The sequence below is a fragment of the Leucobacter chironomi DSM 19883 genome, assembly GCF_000421845.1.
Taxonomy (GTDB): Bacteria; Actinomycetota; Actinomycetes; order Actinomycetales; family Microbacteriaceae; genus Leucobacter; species Leucobacter chironomi.
Map to the genome: position 1 here is coordinate 109,857 of NZ_ATXU01000009.1, position 14,457 is coordinate 124,313.

At 71.8% G+C, this 14,457-nt stretch carries 11 protein-coding genes; 7 read left to right on the top strand and 4 right to left on the bottom strand.

Features of this window, described 5'->3' with window-relative positions; all coding sequences use genetic code 11:
- The first annotated feature begins 76 nt into the window (after nucleotides 1-76).
- Nucleotides 77-1,594, top strand: coding sequence for a DUF5684 domain-containing protein (locus H629_RS14235; RefSeq protein ID WP_024357341.1), 1,518 nt, complete (start codon nucleotides 77-79; stop codon nucleotides 1,592-1,594).
- A 4-nt stretch (nucleotides 1,595-1,598) separates the two neighbouring features.
- Here H629_RS14235 and putP read toward each other — a convergent pair whose 3' ends face one another.
- The gene (gene putP, locus H629_RS0111180) at nucleotides 1,599-3,095 is read right to left on the bottom strand and encodes a sodium/proline symporter PutP (protein WP_024357342.1); all 1,497 of its coding nucleotides are present in this window, start codon (nucleotides 3,093-3,095) and stop codon (nucleotides 1,599-1,601) included.
- Nucleotides 3,096-3,238: 143 nt separating this feature from the next.
- Nucleotides 3,239-6,820 (bottom strand): proline dehydrogenase family protein, encoded by a 3,582-nt coding sequence (locus tag H629_RS0111185; protein ID WP_024357343.1) that lies wholly within the window; start codon nucleotides 6,818-6,820, stop codon nucleotides 3,239-3,241.
- Nucleotides 6,821-7,037: 217 nt separating this feature from the next.
- Between H629_RS0111185 and H629_RS0111190 the strand changes: the two genes are divergently transcribed.
- Both H629_RS0111190 and H629_RS0111195 read left to right on the top strand, forming a co-directional pair.
- Nucleotides 7,038-7,952 carry a LysR family transcriptional regulator gene (locus tag H629_RS0111190; protein ID WP_024357344.1) on the top strand — a complete coding sequence of 305 codons (915 nt, stop codon included), beginning with the start codon at nucleotides 7,038-7,040 and terminating at the stop codon, nucleotides 7,950-7,952.
- A 99-nt stretch (nucleotides 7,953-8,051) separates the two neighbouring features.
- On the top strand, nucleotides 8,052-8,747 hold the full coding sequence (locus H629_RS0111195) for an endonuclease/exonuclease/phosphatase family protein (protein ID WP_024357345.1): 696 nt from the start codon (nucleotides 8,052-8,054) through the stop codon (nucleotides 8,745-8,747).
- Nucleotides 8,748-8,933: 186 nt separating this feature from the next.
- On the opposite strand, the gene H629_RS0111200 is transcribed toward H629_RS0111195, so the two are convergent.
- Both H629_RS0111200 and H629_RS0111205 read right to left on the bottom strand, forming a co-directional pair.
- Nucleotides 8,934-9,659, bottom strand: a complete 726-nt coding sequence (locus H629_RS0111200) for a phosphonatase-like hydrolase (RefSeq protein ID WP_024357346.1) — start codon at nucleotides 9,657-9,659, stop codon at nucleotides 8,934-8,936.
- 103 nt (nucleotides 9,660-9,762) lie between these two features.
- Nucleotides 9,763-10,542: a GntR family transcriptional regulator gene (locus H629_RS0111205; RefSeq protein WP_024357347.1), complete on the bottom strand. Its 780-nt coding sequence runs from the start codon at nucleotides 10,540-10,542 to the stop codon at nucleotides 9,763-9,765.
- Nucleotides 10,543-10,707: 165 nt separating this feature from the next.
- On the opposite strand from H629_RS0111205, the gene H629_RS0111210 reads away from it, so the two are divergent.
- From H629_RS0111210 to phnE, 4 genes are all read left to right on the top strand, one after another.
- Nucleotides 10,708-11,829, top strand: coding sequence for a TIGR03364 family FAD-dependent oxidoreductase (locus H629_RS0111210; RefSeq protein WP_024357348.1), 1,122 nt, complete (start codon nucleotides 10,708-10,710; stop codon nucleotides 11,827-11,829).
- Between the two features lie 68 nt (nucleotides 11,830-11,897).
- Nucleotides 11,898-12,809: a phosphate/phosphite/phosphonate ABC transporter substrate-binding protein gene (locus H629_RS0111215; RefSeq protein ID WP_024357349.1), complete on the top strand. Its 912-nt coding sequence runs from the start codon at nucleotides 11,898-11,900 to the stop codon at nucleotides 12,807-12,809.
- The gene (locus tag H629_RS0111220) at nucleotides 12,809-13,600 is read left to right on the top strand and encodes a phosphonate ABC transporter ATP-binding protein (protein ID WP_240471100.1); all 792 of its coding nucleotides are present in this window, start codon (nucleotides 12,809-12,811) and stop codon (nucleotides 13,598-13,600) included. Before H629_RS0111215 ends, H629_RS0111220 begins: the two co-directional genes overlap by 1 nt.
- 8 nt (nucleotides 13,601-13,608) lie before the next feature.
- Nucleotides 13,609-14,451, top strand: coding sequence for a phosphonate ABC transporter, permease protein PhnE (gene phnE, locus H629_RS0111225; protein WP_024357351.1), 843 nt, complete (start codon nucleotides 13,609-13,611; stop codon nucleotides 14,449-14,451).
- Nucleotides 14,452-14,457 lie beyond the last annotated feature (6 nt).

The window sequence follows — 14,457 nt, forward strand, 5'->3', positions numbered from 1 at the left end:
TTGCGTCGCGGCACGGCCACGGATATCGTTGTGCAGAGCTGATGCCGCAACTCTCGCGTCCGGAAAGCAGGAGCACATGCCCTCGACCACCCTGAGCCCCGACGTCCTCCCGGTCATCGGGACGACGTATGCGCCCGCTCCCCTCCTGGGGCCCGCGGTGCTGTTCGCGCTCGGCGTCTGGTCGCTCGTCGTCATCGGCTTCTACATCTGGTACCTGTGGTCGCTGTCGCGCCTGTTCCCGTTCATCGGGCTGCCGTCGGGACACGGCTGGATCCCGGTCTGGAACCAGTGGCAGCTCGTGCAGCGGGGTGGCCTGCCCGGCTGGCTCGTGCTCCTCGGCTTCGTGCCGGGCCTCGGCATCGTGGTCTGGGTGGTCTCGGTGATCGCCATTCACCGCATCAACGTCGAGCACGGCAAGGGCGGCGGCTTCACCGTGCTGGGTGCGCTGCTGCCGCCGGTGTGGGCGATGCAGCTCGCCCGCTCGATCGAGGAGAACGGCGGCGGCTACGCGGCGATGCCGGTCGCAAGCGGCTCCTACGCCTCCCCGGCCGGGTATGCCCCGCATGGTGCGGTGCCGCAGGCGCCCGCCTATGCACCGCAGCCTCCGGCGCCGCAGCCTCCGGCGCAGCCGTGGCAGGCCCCCGACGCGCCGCAGCCCCAGGCCGCGGCACCCGCCCCGGTCGCCCCCGCCGCCCCCGCCGAGCAGCCCGACGCCCTCGCGCGGCTGTTCGCCGAACCGCAGGAGCAGCCGCAGTCGGACGGCCAGCCGCTGCCCGGTAGCGAGTGGGGATTCAGCCGCACCACCGAGGGCGACTACCAACGGCTCGCGCAGGAGGGCTATCAGCAGCGCCCGGCGCCGACCCTCGGCGTCGAGGAGCCGGTGCGCCCCTTCGCGTGGCCCGGCATCGACGAGTCGAACCCTCCGCCCGCCCCGCCTGCGGCTCCGCCCGCCCCGCCGATGCCGCCGGTGTCCTCGGCCCTGCCCGCGCCTGCGATGCCGCCGGTGCCGCCCGCCGCCGCGCTGCCGTCGGTTCCCGCGCCGGTGGTCGCTCCCGCACCGCAGCCCCCGCAGCAGGAGTCGTTCACGACCCATCGCCCATCGATCTTCGACTCGAACTCCGCGTCGGCCCCCCACGCCGACACCGAGACGGCGCGCTCGCAGGCGGTAGCACCCGCTCCGGCGGCTCCCGAGGTCGTCGCGGCGGCGGCTGCGGAGGCCGGGCCCGCGCCCGATGACGCCGAGCTCGACCGCACCATCGTGGTGCCCCGCCCCTCCCGCTGGGGGCTCGAGCTGCCCGACGGCGACGTGCTCGAGCTGCGCGGCGACGACGTCGTGGTGGGGCGCAAGCCCGAGGCGAAGAACGGCAGCACGGTGCTGCAGATCGCCGATCCGACGCGCACGCTCTCGAAGTCGCACGCCCGCCTGCGCCGCGTCGACGGCTTGTGGACGATCGAAGATCTCGACTCCACCAACGGTGTCGCCCTCGTCGACGAACTGGGCGAGCAGGTGCCGCTCGAAGCCGGCCGAGAGAACCCGGTCACCGAGCGGCTCGTGCTCGGCACCCTCGAGGTGACGCTGCGCCGCGTCTCCTGAGCGCCTAGCGCCGCGTGCTCGCGGTGATCATCGCGCCGGCGTCGGTGAACTCCCGCTCGATCTCCTCGTCGCGGGTGTAGGTGGCGAGGCTCACCGCGACCGCGACGAGCATGGCGAGTGCGAAGGCGGGCAGCAGCTCGTAGAGCCCGGTGCCGAGGAGCGGCCACACGAAGACGCCGACCGCGCCCGACACCATGCCCGCGAGCGCACCCCAGTTGGTGAGCCGGCGCCAGTAGAGGCTCAGCAGCACGATCGGCCCGAATGCGGCGCCGAAGCCGGCCCAGGCGAACGCCACGAGGCCGAGGATCGTGTCGTTCGGGGTGATCGCGAGCAGGGCGGCGATCAGCGCGACGAGCAGCACGCCGCCGCGGCCGAGTACCACGAGCGTCTTCTGGCTCGGCGGCGACTTCTTCACGGCGCGGTAGATGTCCTCGACGAGCGCCGAGGAGCAGACGATGAGCTGGCTCGACAGCGTGCTCATGATGGCCGCGAGCACCGAGGCGAGCACGAGCCCCGACACGAGCGGGTGCAGCAGCGTCTGCGACAGCAGCAGCACCACGGTCTCGGGGTTCTGCGGTGCGTCGCCGAACTTGTCGAAGTAGGCGATGCCGACGAGGCCCGCGCTCACGGCTCCGAGCAGCGACACGAACTGCCAGCTGGTGCCGATGCGGCGGGCGCTCGCGGCGTCGCGCGTGCTGCGCAGCGCCATGAAGCGCACGATGATGTGCGGCTGGCCGAAGTACCCGAGGCCCCAGGCGAGGCCCGAGATCACGATGAGGGCGGCCGCCCCCGCCCCGAGCTCGGAGCCGCCGAAGATCGCGAGGTTGCCGGCCCCGACGGTCTCGACGAGGGCGGCGGTCTCGCTGAAGCCGCCGATGTTCACGATCGCCACGATGGGCACGATCACGAGCGCCGTCACCATCATGAGGCCCTGCACGACGTCGGTGAGCGAGGCGCCGAGGAAGCCCCCGAACAGCGTGTACGCGAGCGTCACGACGGTCACGAGCACCATGCCCACGAGGTAGTCGCCGCCGAAGGCGCTCTCGAAGAAGATGCCGCCGGCGACCATGCCGGACGAGGCGTAGAGCGTGAAGAACACGAGGATGATGATGCTCGCCACGCTGCGCAGCAGGCGCGAGCGGTCGCGCAGCCGGTTCTCGAAGAAGCTCGGGATGGTGATCGAGTTGCGGGAGACCTCGGTGTAGGCGCGCAGCCGCGGAGCGACGAGGCGCCAGTTGAGGTAGGAGCCGATGAGCAGGCCGACCGCGATCCAGCCCTCGATGAGACCCGTGGCGTAGATCGCTCCGGGCAGGCCCATGATGAGCCAGCCCGACATGTCCGACGCCCCCGCGCTCAACGCGGCGACCCACGGCGGCAGCCCGCGGCCCGCGAGCATGTAGCCCTCGTGGTCGCTCGTCCTGCGGAAGGCCACGTAGCCGATGAACAGCATGAGCGCGAAGTAGAGCCCGAGGGCGGTGTAGAGGAAAGCCTGGTCGGACATCGTCGTCCCTTTCTCTGGATGGATGGGGGAGCCTCGCGGGTGGATCCGAACCTGCGTCTACTCTCGCACACTCCCGGTGGGGCGGATCCGGTGACCCGGGGCCCTCGCCTCTCGGCCGCGGGCCGGGAGGCGAGGGCGACGCGTCAGAGGAGGTCCTCCGCGAGGCGGCTCGGGGTGCCGAAGCGATGGGCGGTGATCGAGACCGCCTGCTCGCGCAGGTGCGGCAGCATCTCGACCCGGCCGGCCGAGACGACCTCGCCGCCGTAGACCGCGATGTCGGGGCTGCCGGCTGCGGCGTGGAAGACCTCGGCGACCTCTCGCTCGCGGGAATCGCCGGCGACCACGCGGATCCGCGCGCCCGCGTGCGGGCCGTCCATCGCGGCGAGGTCGCGCACGCGATCCTTCCACGCCTCGTCGTCCTCGAAGTGCAGCTCGACGCGCGCGCCGACGAGGGCGGTGATGACGGGCTGCGGCAGTGCGACCGGCGTGCTCACGACGGGCGGGGCTCCGGCTGCGACACCCGCCGCGATGGCGCGCACGGAGCGGTGCAGGGGCGCGTCGGCGGTGAGGCGGATCGTGACCGGCGCCGGACGGTAGCGCAGCACGTTGCGCTCGACGCCCAGCTGCGAGGCGTCGCGCGCGATCCCGAACTCGTCGTCAAAGGCCGCGGCGTCGGATCCGAGCGCGGCGCGCAGCCACGCGACCTCTGCGGCGGCACCCGGTCGCCGGGTCACGGCCTGCTCGAAGGCGCGCAGCAGCGGCGCCGCAGACGGGCGTGGGGCGCGCAGCTCGCCGGACACGGGGGCGTCGGCCCATTCGCCGAGGCCGTGCAGATAGTTCGGGCCGCCGGCCTTCGTGCCGGCGCCGATCGCCGACTTCTTCCACCCGCCGAACGATTGCCGGCGCACGATGGCGCCCGTGATGCCGCGGTTGACGTAGAGGTTGCCCGCCTCGGTGCGGTCGAGCCAGCGCTCGACCTCGGTGCGGTCGAGCGAGTGCAGGCCGCTCGTCAGGCCGTAGTCGATCTCGTTCACGATGTCGATCGCCTCGTCGAGGGACTTCGCGGTCATGATGCCGAGGATCGGGCCGAAGTACTCGGTGAGGTGGAACTCCGACCCGCGCTGCACACCGTCGCGCACGCCGGGGCTCCACAGCTTGCTCGCGCCGTCGCGGTCGCGCGCGAGCGGGCTGTCGCTCTCGACGGGCTTCGGCTCGACGAGCCAGGTCTCGCCCGGCCCGAGCACGGTGAGACCGCGCAGCAGCTTGCCGGTGGGCGCGGAGATGACCGGGCCCATCTGCGTCTCGATCCGTTCCGGGGTGCCCACCCGGAGCGAGCGCACGGCGTCGAGCAGCTGGCCGCGGAAGCGCTTCGAGCTCGCGACCGAACCGACCAGGATCACGAGCGAGGCGGCCGAGCACTTCTGGCCGGCGTGCCCGAACGCCGACTGGGCGACGTCCCGCGCAGCGAGGTCGAGGTCGGCGTCGGGGGTGACGATGATCGCGTTCTTGCCGCTCGTCTCCGCGAGGATCGGCACATCGCGGCGCAGCTCGCGGAACGCGACGGCGGTCTCGTAGGCCCCGGTGAGGATCACCCTGTCGATGCGCGGATCGGCCACCAGTTTCGAAGCGAGTCCGCGATCCGCGAACTGCACGAGCTGCAGCACCTCGCGGGGCACCCCCGCCTCCCACAGCGCCTCCACCATCACCGCGCCGGAGCGTGCCGAGTTCGAGGCCGGTTTGATGACCACCGAGGAGCCGGCGGCGAGTGCGGAGAGCACGCCGCCGGCGGGGATCGCCACCGGGAAGTTCCACGGCGGGATCACGGCGATGAGCCGCTTCTGGCGGTAGACGGCGCCGTCGACCTGTTCGAGCAGCTGGCCGAGCATCGCGTAGTAGTTCGCGAAGTCGATGGCCTCGCTCACCTCGGGGTCGCCCTGGTCGAGGGTCTTGCCGCACTCGGCGCCCATCACCTCGAGCAGCTCGGCCCGGCGCGCCTCCAGACGCTCGCCCGCGCGGACGAGGATGCGGGCGCGCTCGTCGGCGCCGAGGGCCTGCCAGGCGTCGGCGGCGGAGACACCGCGCTCGATCACCGTGTCGAGGGCGGCCGCGTCGCCGATGCGGGACGACTCGACGAGAGCCTCGCCCAGCTGCGATCCGGCCATGCGCTCGGCGATGCCGCGGCCCCACTCGCGGTTCCCCGGCAGATCCGGGTCGGTGTCGGGCGCGTTCTCGAATTCGCCGCGACGGCCCGCGGCGACGCGCGCCTCCACGCGCGCCTCGGCGCGGGCTTCGTCGAAGCGCCGGCGATCCTGCCGCCGGTTCGGAAGCGGCACGGCGGAGGATCCGGGGGAGTCGTCTTCGGCGATGGCCGCGAGCGCGTCGAGAGAGGCGAGGAAGCGCTGCTTCTCCCGCTCGAACAGGGCCTCGTCGTCGTGCAGCTCGAACACCGCCGACATGAAGTTCTGCTGGCTCGCCCCCTCTTCGAGACGGCGGATCAGATACGCGATCGCGACGTCGAACTCCTCGGGGTGCACCACCGGGGTGTAGAGCAGCAGCGACCCCACCTCGCGCTTCACCGCCTCGGCCTGGCCGGTCGCCATGCCGAGCAGCATCTCGAACTCGACACCGTCGGCGGCCCCGCGCTCCTTCGCGAGCAGCCAGGCGAGCGCCACGTCGAAGAGGTTGTGCCCGGCGACGCCGATCCGCACGTTCCGCACTCGCTCCGGGGTGAGCGCGTAGTCGAGCACGGCCTTGTAGCTCGTGTCTGATTCCTGCTTGCTGCCCCAGGTGGCGGCGGGCCAGCCGTGGATCGCGGCGTCCACCTGCTCCATCGGCAGGTTCGCGCCCTTCACGACGCGCACCTTGATGGGCGCGCCCCCGGCGGAGACGCGGCGCGCGGCCCACTCCTGCAGATCCACCATGGCGCCGAGGGCGTCGGGCAGATAGGCCTGCAGCACGATGCCGGCCTCGAGCCCCGTGAACTCGGGGCGTTCGAGGATGCGCTTGAACACGGCGACGGTGAGGTCGAGATCCTTGTACTCCTCCATGTCGAGGTTGATGAACTTCTTCGGGCTCGCGGCGTTCGCCCGCTCGAAGAGCGGCACGAGCTGGTGCTCGATGTGGGCGACCGCCTCGTCGAAGGCCCAGTGGTTGTGCGGCGCGACCGTGGACGACACCTTGATCGACACGTAGTCGACGTCGGCGCGGCCGAGCAGGCGATGCGTGCCGGCGAGGCGCCGCTCGGCCTCGTGCTCGCCGAGGATGGCCTCGCCGAGGAGGTTGATGTTGAGCCGCACCCCGTCGCGCTTGATCTTCGAGATGGCGGCGCCGAGCTTCGCGTCGCTCGCGTCGATGATGAGGTGGCTCACCATCTGGCGCAGCACCCGGCGGGCGATCGGCACGACGACCCCGGGCAGGGGCTTCGCCAGGGCGCCGCCCAACCCGATCGCGCCGCGCATCGGCGCGGGCAGGAACCTCGGCGCGAGCGGGGTGAGCTCGTGCAGCTTCTTCGCGGCCGCACCGAGATCCTCCGGCCGCACCACCCCGTCGACGAAGCCGACGGTGAAGTCGAGGCCGTTCGGGTCGCGCAGCACGCCCGCGAGTCGGGCAGCGGAGGCGTCGACTGGGAACTCGGCGGCCTCGCGCAGCCAGCGCCGCACGAGCGCGATGGCGGGTTCGGCGAGATCCTGGGGGCGGGCGACGGTGTCCGCGGTGCGACTGCTCACGGCTGACCTTTCTCGGGGGCGCGGTGCGCGCGGGAACGGAAGTGCTTGCTCGGCCAGTGTGGGCCGATACAAGCGTGAAGTACAGCGGTACTTTTTGCCGGGTAACATGAAGCTGATCTGAACTATTGTCGTGGCTCGCCGTCGCACGAGCCGCCCCGGCCCCTCGTACGTGCGCGGAGATCCGCCGGCATCCGATCCTCACCCCAGAAAGGCCGCCATGCTCGAGATGAAGCGCCTGCGCCTCCTCTGGGAACTGCACGCCCGGGGCACCGTCGCAGCCGTGGCCGAGGCCCTCAACTACAGCCCCTCGGCCGTGTCGCAGCAGCTCGCGGTGCTCGAACGAGAAGCCGGCGCCCGACTGCTGCGGCGCACGGGGCGCACCCTCGAACTCACCCCAGCCGGCGAGGTGCTCGTAGCCGAGACCGCAGAGCTGCTCGCCGGGCTCGAACGAGCGGAGGCCGCCCTGCACCGCGTGCGCGAAGAGGTCACCGGCACGATCCGGGTCGCCGCGTTCCAGACCGCGATGCTCTCGGTGCTGCCCGGCGCGCTGCGACGACTGCGCGAGCAGTACCCCGGGCTGCGGGTCGAAGTGGTGCAGTACGAGCCGGGCGCCGCGCTGCAGGAGACATGGATCCGCAGCTTCGACCTCGTCGTCGCCGAGCAGTACCCCGGCCACGCCGCCCAGCATCTCCCGGGGCTCGACAGGCAGCCCCTCACCAGCGACCCGATCCGCCTCGCCGTGCCGCCCCGCGGCGCCGGAGACCCCCGCTTCGACCGCGCCCGCGGCATCGAAGACCTCGCCGAGCTGCCCTGGGTGATGGAGCCCCAGGGCGCCGCCACCCGGCACTGGGCGGAGCAGGCCTGCCGCACCGCAGGCTTCGAACCCGACGTGCGCTACGAGACCGCCGACCTGCAAGCCCACATCGGCTTCATCGAATCGGGAAACGCGGTCGCCCTGCTCCCCGGCCTCGTGCACGTCGGCTCGCAGCCGCGGCTGCGACTGATCGAACTGCCGGATCGTCCCCACCGCACCGTCTTCACCGCCGCCCGCGCCTCGCAGGGCCGGCACCCCGCGCTCGCCGCCGTGCGGGAAGCGCTCGCCGCGGAGGCCGCGCAGCTGCCGTTCGAGTGAGCCTCAGTTATGCAAGCGCCGAGAGTCTCAGCGCGTTCAGCTTCGCGAGCGTAAGGTGGTGCTGTCGGTATCCGACGCCCACCCGAGGAAGGGAGCTGCATGAAGGTCGTCAGCTACAACCTGCGCAAGAACCGGGCCGTCACCGAGATCGGTGCGCTGGCGGATGATCACGAGATCGACGTGCTCTGCCTGCAAGAGGCGGAAGCGGTCGCCCTGCCGGCGCACCTCGGGCACATGTCGCTCGTGCACGCCACCGAGCGCAACCGCCTCGGGCTCGCGATGTACGTGCGAGAGGATCGGTTCTTCGCGCGATCGGCGCACACCTTCCAGCTCAAGAAATCGCTGCACGACCGCCTGCTCGCGCCCGCCCACGAGCGACTGCTGGGCGCGCGCCTGCACGACTCCGAGACGAGCCGCGACTTCGTGGTCGCGTCGTTCCACGCCGCCCCGCTCACCGCGCTGAACTCGCTGCGACGGCACCAGATCCACGCCGCCCTCGGAGAGCTGCGCGCACTCGGCCCGGGGCTGCCCGCGCTCATGGTGGGCGACTACAACTACCCCGTCTTCAAGGGTCGCCTCGACACCGAGATGCGCGACCACGGCTACGAGCTGAGCCTGAGCGACAAGCGCACCTACACCCGCTACAAGATGTTCCGGGGGCACTTCGACTTCGCGACCTCGTCGGGCATCGACATCTCGAGCGTGCGCACCCTCGACCGCGGCCTCTCCGACCACCTGCCCATCATGGTGTCGGCGGCGCTGCGAGAGGACTCCCGGGTGCCCGTCCCCGCGTAGGGGTTTCGCGGGCGCGGGCTGCTTGCTTCTGCCTGCCTGCCTGCCTCTGTCCCTACCCCCCTCCCGCAGCTCACCCCCGTCGAAAGGCGGATAACGCAGGAACTCCCGCGCGGAGAGCTGTGAAATCCGCCTCTCGGCGGGGGTGCTGGGGGCTCAAGGGGGGGGCAGGGGCTTGGGGCTTGGGGGTCAGGCTTGAGTGGCGAGGTGCGCCGGGACCTCGGCGACCGAGCCGAGCAGCGCCGTGTACGGCTGCCCCTCGAAAGCCGGCCGGTCGAGCTTGCCCGAGAGCACGCCGATCGTGATCGCCGCGCCCGCGTTCGCGCCGGCCTGCACGTCGACGGCGGTGTCGCCGGCGACCAGCACCTCGGCGACCGCGAGCGTGCCGGTGAGCTCCATGGCGCGGTGGATCATGTACGGCGCGGGCCGCCCGGCGGCCACCTCGTCGCCGCAGACGAGCGCGTCGACGACCGTGCCCGCAGCGCCGTCGTGCTCGGCGGGCGCCGCGGCCGGCTCGCCGACGGTCCAGCCGAGCTGATCGAGAATGCCCTCGGCCACGTCGCGCGAGAACCCGGTGGTGAGCGCGACCCGCACGCCGGAGGCGCGGAGAGCTGCGATCGCCTCGGGCACCCCGGCGATCGGGATCGGGGGCCGGGCGGTGTAGAGCTCGTCGAGGATGGCGCGGAACCTGTCGAATGCGGCGTCGACCCGGTCGGCTGGCTGCAGCGGATCGCCGCCGCCGAGCTCGATGAGCGCGGTGATGGCGGCCCGCTTCTCGGTGCCCATCCACGTCTGCAGGTCGGCGGGGGAGACCGGCACCCCGGTCTCCTCGACCGCGAGGCGCAGCGCGTCGTAGACGGCGCCGCCGTCGTCGATGGTGGTGCCGGCCATGTCGAAGACGGCGAGAGTGATCATGCGGGTGCTCCTGGTGGATCGGGGTTGGGGTCTGGGCGTGGGAGGAATCGGGGCCGAACAGGGCCCCGCTCCCGCGGAGAGGGGCGCAGGACGCGTCGGAGCGTCAGAGGGCGCGGTCGAAGAGATCGACGTCGGCGCTGCCGGCCTGGCGCGTCAGCGGGGTGCGGTGCTCGGCGCTGTTCTCGACCACGAAGGTGGCCATCGCCGGCAGGTAGCGGTCGTCGGCGGTCTCGATGACTGTGCCGAGCACGTCGTAGGCGAGGCGGCGCACGCGCAGCAGGGGCGCCCCGGGTTGCACGTGCAGCTGCTCGACCTCGAGAGGGTGGGCCGCGACGGCGTCGATCACGTGGCGGGCGCGCACGGGCACCACGCCGGCGGTGCACAGCGTCTGGTAGATGCTGCCGCCGTCGAGGTCGGCCGAGAGCAGATGCCTGCCGATCTCGTACGGGAAGAGCGATCGTTCGAGCATGGCGGGCTTGCCGTCGAGCAGTCGCAGCCGGATGATCTCGACGACCGGGGTGTCGGGTTCGATCTGCAGCTCGCGCGAGATGTCCTCGGTCGCCGGGCGCCGGCTCGCCTCGATGACGCGCTGGCCCGGCACGAGCCCCAGCTCGCGGGCCCACTCGGTGAACGACATGAAGGTGTCGAACGACTGCGCGGGCGCGGTGCGCTGCACGCGGGGCGGCGCCCCGCGCCGGCCGCTGATCATGCCCTCGGCGCGCAGCGCCGCCAGCGCCTGGCGCACAGGGCCGCGCGAGGTGCCGAACTCGGCGACGAGCGATTTCTCGCTGGGCACGCGGTCGCCGGGCTGCCAGACGCCGGTGCGGATGCGGTGCACCATCTCGGCGTACAGCCGTGCGTGGAGCGGTGAGCTGTCGGTCATGCGGTCAGCCTACAAGTTGTCTGTACTAGTCGGAATGCTCGCCGATGACCGCTGGGTGAACGGGTAGTGACGATCTCCGGTCGCTCCATGGCGCACCGTGAACGCTTGAAGAACACCGCAGCGAAAAGTTGTAATGATTACTTTCGAGGCTTCACCATCGAAGTCATGACCTCCTCGCACTCCGCACCGCACGTCGTGATCGTCGGCGCCGGCATCGTCGGCCTCGGCCACGCCGTCGCCGCGCTCGACGCCGGCTGCCGCGTGACCGTGATCGAACAGGACGCCGCCGCGGTGCTCGCGAGCGTGCGCAACTTCGGCCACGTCTGCACGTCTGCCCAGGCGGGCGAGCTGGGCGAACTCGCACTCGAGGCGAATCCGATCTGGCTCTCGCTCGTCGAGCGCGCGGGCGTAGAGGCGCGCCGATCCGGCACCCTCGTCGTGGCCCGATCGGCCGCCGAGGAAGCGGTGCTGCACGAGTTCTTCGCCGAGCGGGCCCCCGAGGGCGCGCGGCTCGTGACCGGCGCCGAGGCGGGCGCGCTGCTGCGGATCCCGGATCCCTCCCGGCTGCGCGCCGGAGCGCTGCTGCCCGCCGACCTCACCGCCGACCCCCGCTCCGCGGTGGCGCGCATCGCCGCCTGGGTCGACGCCCACGAGCGCGGCGAGGTGCGATTCTCGACCGCGGTGCGCGAGGTGCGCGAGGGCGCGGTGGAGACGAGCCGAGGGCGGATCGACGCCGACCACGTGGTGGTCGCGGCCGGCCACCTCGTCGGCCGGCTCTTCCCCGGGATCGCCGAGCAGGGCCGCGTGCAGGAGTGCGCGCTGCAGATGATGCGCGTGCGCGCCCCGCGCGAGATGGGGCTCGGCCCCGCCGTGCTCACCGGAACCTCGATGCTGCGCTACGGCGCCTTCGCCGGCCCCGCCGCCGAGGCGCTGCGCGCCGAGATCCGCGCCTCCCGACCCGAACTGCTCGAGATCGACGCCAACGTGATGTTCACCCAGCAGGCCGACGGCACGCTGCTCGTGGGCGACTCACACGCGAGCCACGACACCGCGCCGCCGTTCCTCGACGAGCGCTGGTCGCAGATCCTGCTCGACGAGACGGCCGCGCTGCTCGACACACCGCGCCTCGACGTGCTCGCACGCTGGCAGGGCCTCTACGCCACGAGCGGCGAGCAGGACATCCTGCGCGCGGCCCCGGCCCCGGGCGTCTCCGTGGTCGCCGTGACCACGGGCGTCGGCATGACCGTGGGCCTCGCCCTGGGCGCCCGCACCATCGCCACCCTCTAGACCACCCGCCGGTCGATCGCGACCGGCGGTCGGACCTTCACACCGCACCACACACCACAAGGAGAATCGTGAAGAAGACCACCATCCTCGCCGCCTCGGCGGTCGCGCTGCTGGGCCTCGGCCTCACCGCATGCTCGGCCCCGGCCGACGCGGCATCGGGCGAGGCGTCCGCCACCTGCCCCGACGGCAAGATCCGCTTCGGCATCCTGCCCTACGAGGACCCCGAGTCGCTCGAGCCCGCCTACCAGGTGCTCGCCGAAGCGCTCTCCGAGAAGCTCGACTGCCCCGTTGAGGTGAGCATCACCGAGGACTACGCGGCCGAGGTGCTCGCGATGGAGAACGATCAGCTCGAGATCGCCCAGTTCGGCCCGCTCGGCTTCGTGTTCGCCAACGAGCGCGCCGGTGCCACCGCGATGGTCTCCTTCGGCGACGCCGAGGGCCAGCCCACCACCTACACGGGCGGCATCTGGGTGCCGAAGGATTCGCCCGTGCAGTCCCTCGAGGATCTGAAGGGCAAGACCCTCGCCCTCGGCAGCCCCGGCTCGACCTCCGGTGACGCCCTGCCGATGTCGGCGCTCGTCGACGCCGGCATCGACGAGGACGTGCAGTGGGACTACGCGGGCGGCCACCCCGAGGCGCTGCTCGCACTCGCGAACGGCACCGTCGACGCGGCCCAGATCAACTCGCAGACGCTCGCGACCGCGCTTTCCGAGGGCACCTTCGACACCTCGAAGTTCCGCCAGGTCTGGGAGTCGGATCCGATCCCGAACGACCCGATCACCGTGCGCAAGAACCTGCCCGAAGAGTTCCAGACCGCCGTCAAGGAAGCCCTGCTGAGCCTCGACGCCGCCGACGTGGCGAAGGTCAGCGCCTTCCTCGGCGTCGATCCCGCGGGCCCGCTGATCGAGGTCGACAACAAGACCTACCAGCCGCTGTTCGACCTCGCCGACACCATGGGTCTCACCGAGGCCGACGTCTGATGAGCGCCGTCACCGTGCTCGGAACCCCCGCCCAGACGCAGACGGGCGGCACCGCAGAGGTGCTGCTCGACGTGCGAGCCATCTCCAAGAGCTTCGGCGACCGCGTCGTGCTCAGGGACATGAGCATGCGCGTGCATGCGGGAGAGGTGGTCGCGTTCCTCGGAGCCAACGGCTCGGGCAAGTCGACCACTCTGCGCGCGGTGAACGGCCTCATCGAGGCGGACTCAGGCGACATCACGATCGCCGGAGTCCGCCTGACCGAGGCGAGCGCGCAGCGCCGCGCCGAGGCCCGCCGCACCGCGGCCACCGTGTTCCAGAAGATCCACCTGGTGCAGCGCCGCACAGTGCTGCAGAACGTGTGCGCCGGCGGCTTCTCGCGGCTGTCGGCGTGGCGCTCGCTGCCCCCGCTCTTCCCGCGCGCGCTGAAGGAGGAGGCCATGGCCTGCCTCGACCGTGTGGGTCTCGCGGATCGCGCCCACGACCGCGCCGGCAGCCTCTCCGGCGGCCAGCAGCAGCGGGTGGCCATCGCCCGGGCGCTCTGCCAGCGGCCGCGCATGATCCTCGCCGACGAGCCCGTCTCGGCCCTCGACCCCAGGGCGGCCGACGACGTGATGAGCCTGCTCCACGAGCTCGCCGTCGAGGAGAACCTCGGCGTCGCCGCCGTGCTGCACCAACCCCACCTGGCGCGCAGCTACGCGCACCGGGTGATCGGCCTGCGCGACGGAGCCCTCGTCTTCGACGCCCCTACCGCCGACATCGATGACATCGAGCTCGCCTCGCTGTACCTCTGAGGAACCCCGTGACTGATACGCTCACCCCCGCCCTCCGCGAGCCCCGCTCCGAAGACCACATCCCCGTGCCGCGCGATCCGAAGGCCCCGTACCGGGCCGGATCCTGGACCGCGATCATCGTGGTGCTCGTGGTGCTGCACCTGCTCGCGTTCTCGGCCACCGACTTCCACCCCGCCAAGCTCGTCACCGGGGCGCAGGGCATGGTGAACTTCCTGGCCGAAGCGATCCCGCCGGACCTCAGCGGGGAGGTGCTGCAGAAGGGCCTCGAAGGCGCGCTCACCACGCTCTGGATCGGCCTGCTCGGCACCACGATATCGGTGCCCTTCGCGCTGCTGCTCGCCGTGCTCGGCGCGCGCACCACCGCGCCCAACGCCTTCGTCTACCAGATCGCTCGCGGCATCCTCTCGTTCTTCCGCGCGGTGCCCGACATCGTCTTCGCTCTCATCTTCGTGACGGCCGTCGGCCTCGGCCCCTTCGCCGGTGTGCTCGCGCTCATCTGCCACAACACCGGTGTGATGGGCAAGCTCTGGTCGGAGGCGATGGAAGACATCGACCCCGGCCCCGAACAGGCCCTGCGCACGGCCGGCGCCAGTCGCTGGCAGGTGGTCGCGAACGCGACGATCCCGACCGTGCTGCCGCAGCTGACCGGCCTGCTGCTCTATCGCTTCGACGTGAACGTGCGCTCCTCGCTCGTGCTCGGTCTCGTAGGCGCCGGCGGCATCGGCCTGCTCATCAACAAGGCGATCAAGACCTTCCAGTTCGACGAGATGCTCACCTACCTCATCATCATCCTCGTGGTGATCGTGGCGGTCGATCTCGCCTCGGGCTGGATCCGCAAGCGGCTGCAGTAGCCCCGG

Bases quoted from the DNA above. Each gene is read 5' to 3' on its own strand.
- H629_RS14235 (WP_024357341.1), top strand. From the start codon at position 77: ATGCCCTCGACCACCCTGAGCCCCGACGTCCTCCCGGTCATCGGGACG.
- putP (WP_024357342.1), bottom strand. From the start codon at position 3,095: ATGTCCGACCAGGCTTTCCTCTACACCGCCCTCGGGCTCTACTTCGCG.
- H629_RS0111190 (WP_024357344.1), top strand. From the start codon at position 7,038: ATGCTCGAGATGAAGCGCCTGCGCCTCCTCTGGGAACTGCACGCCCGG.
- H629_RS0111195 (WP_024357345.1), top strand. From the start codon at position 8,052: ATGAAGGTCGTCAGCTACAACCTGCGCAAGAACCGGGCCGTCACCGAG.
- H629_RS0111200 (WP_024357346.1), bottom strand. From the start codon at position 9,659: ATGATCACTCTCGCCGTCTTCGACATGGCCGGCACCACCATCGACGAC.
- H629_RS0111205 (WP_024357347.1), bottom strand. From the start codon at position 10,542: ATGACCGACAGCTCACCGCTCCACGCACGGCTGTACGCCGAGATGGTG.
- H629_RS0111210 (WP_024357348.1), top strand. From the start codon at position 10,708: ATGACCTCCTCGCACTCCGCACCGCACGTCGTGATCGTCGGCGCCGGC.
- H629_RS0111220 (WP_240471100.1), top strand. From the start codon at position 12,809: ATGAGCGCCGTCACCGTGCTCGGAACCCCCGCCCAGACGCAGACGGGC.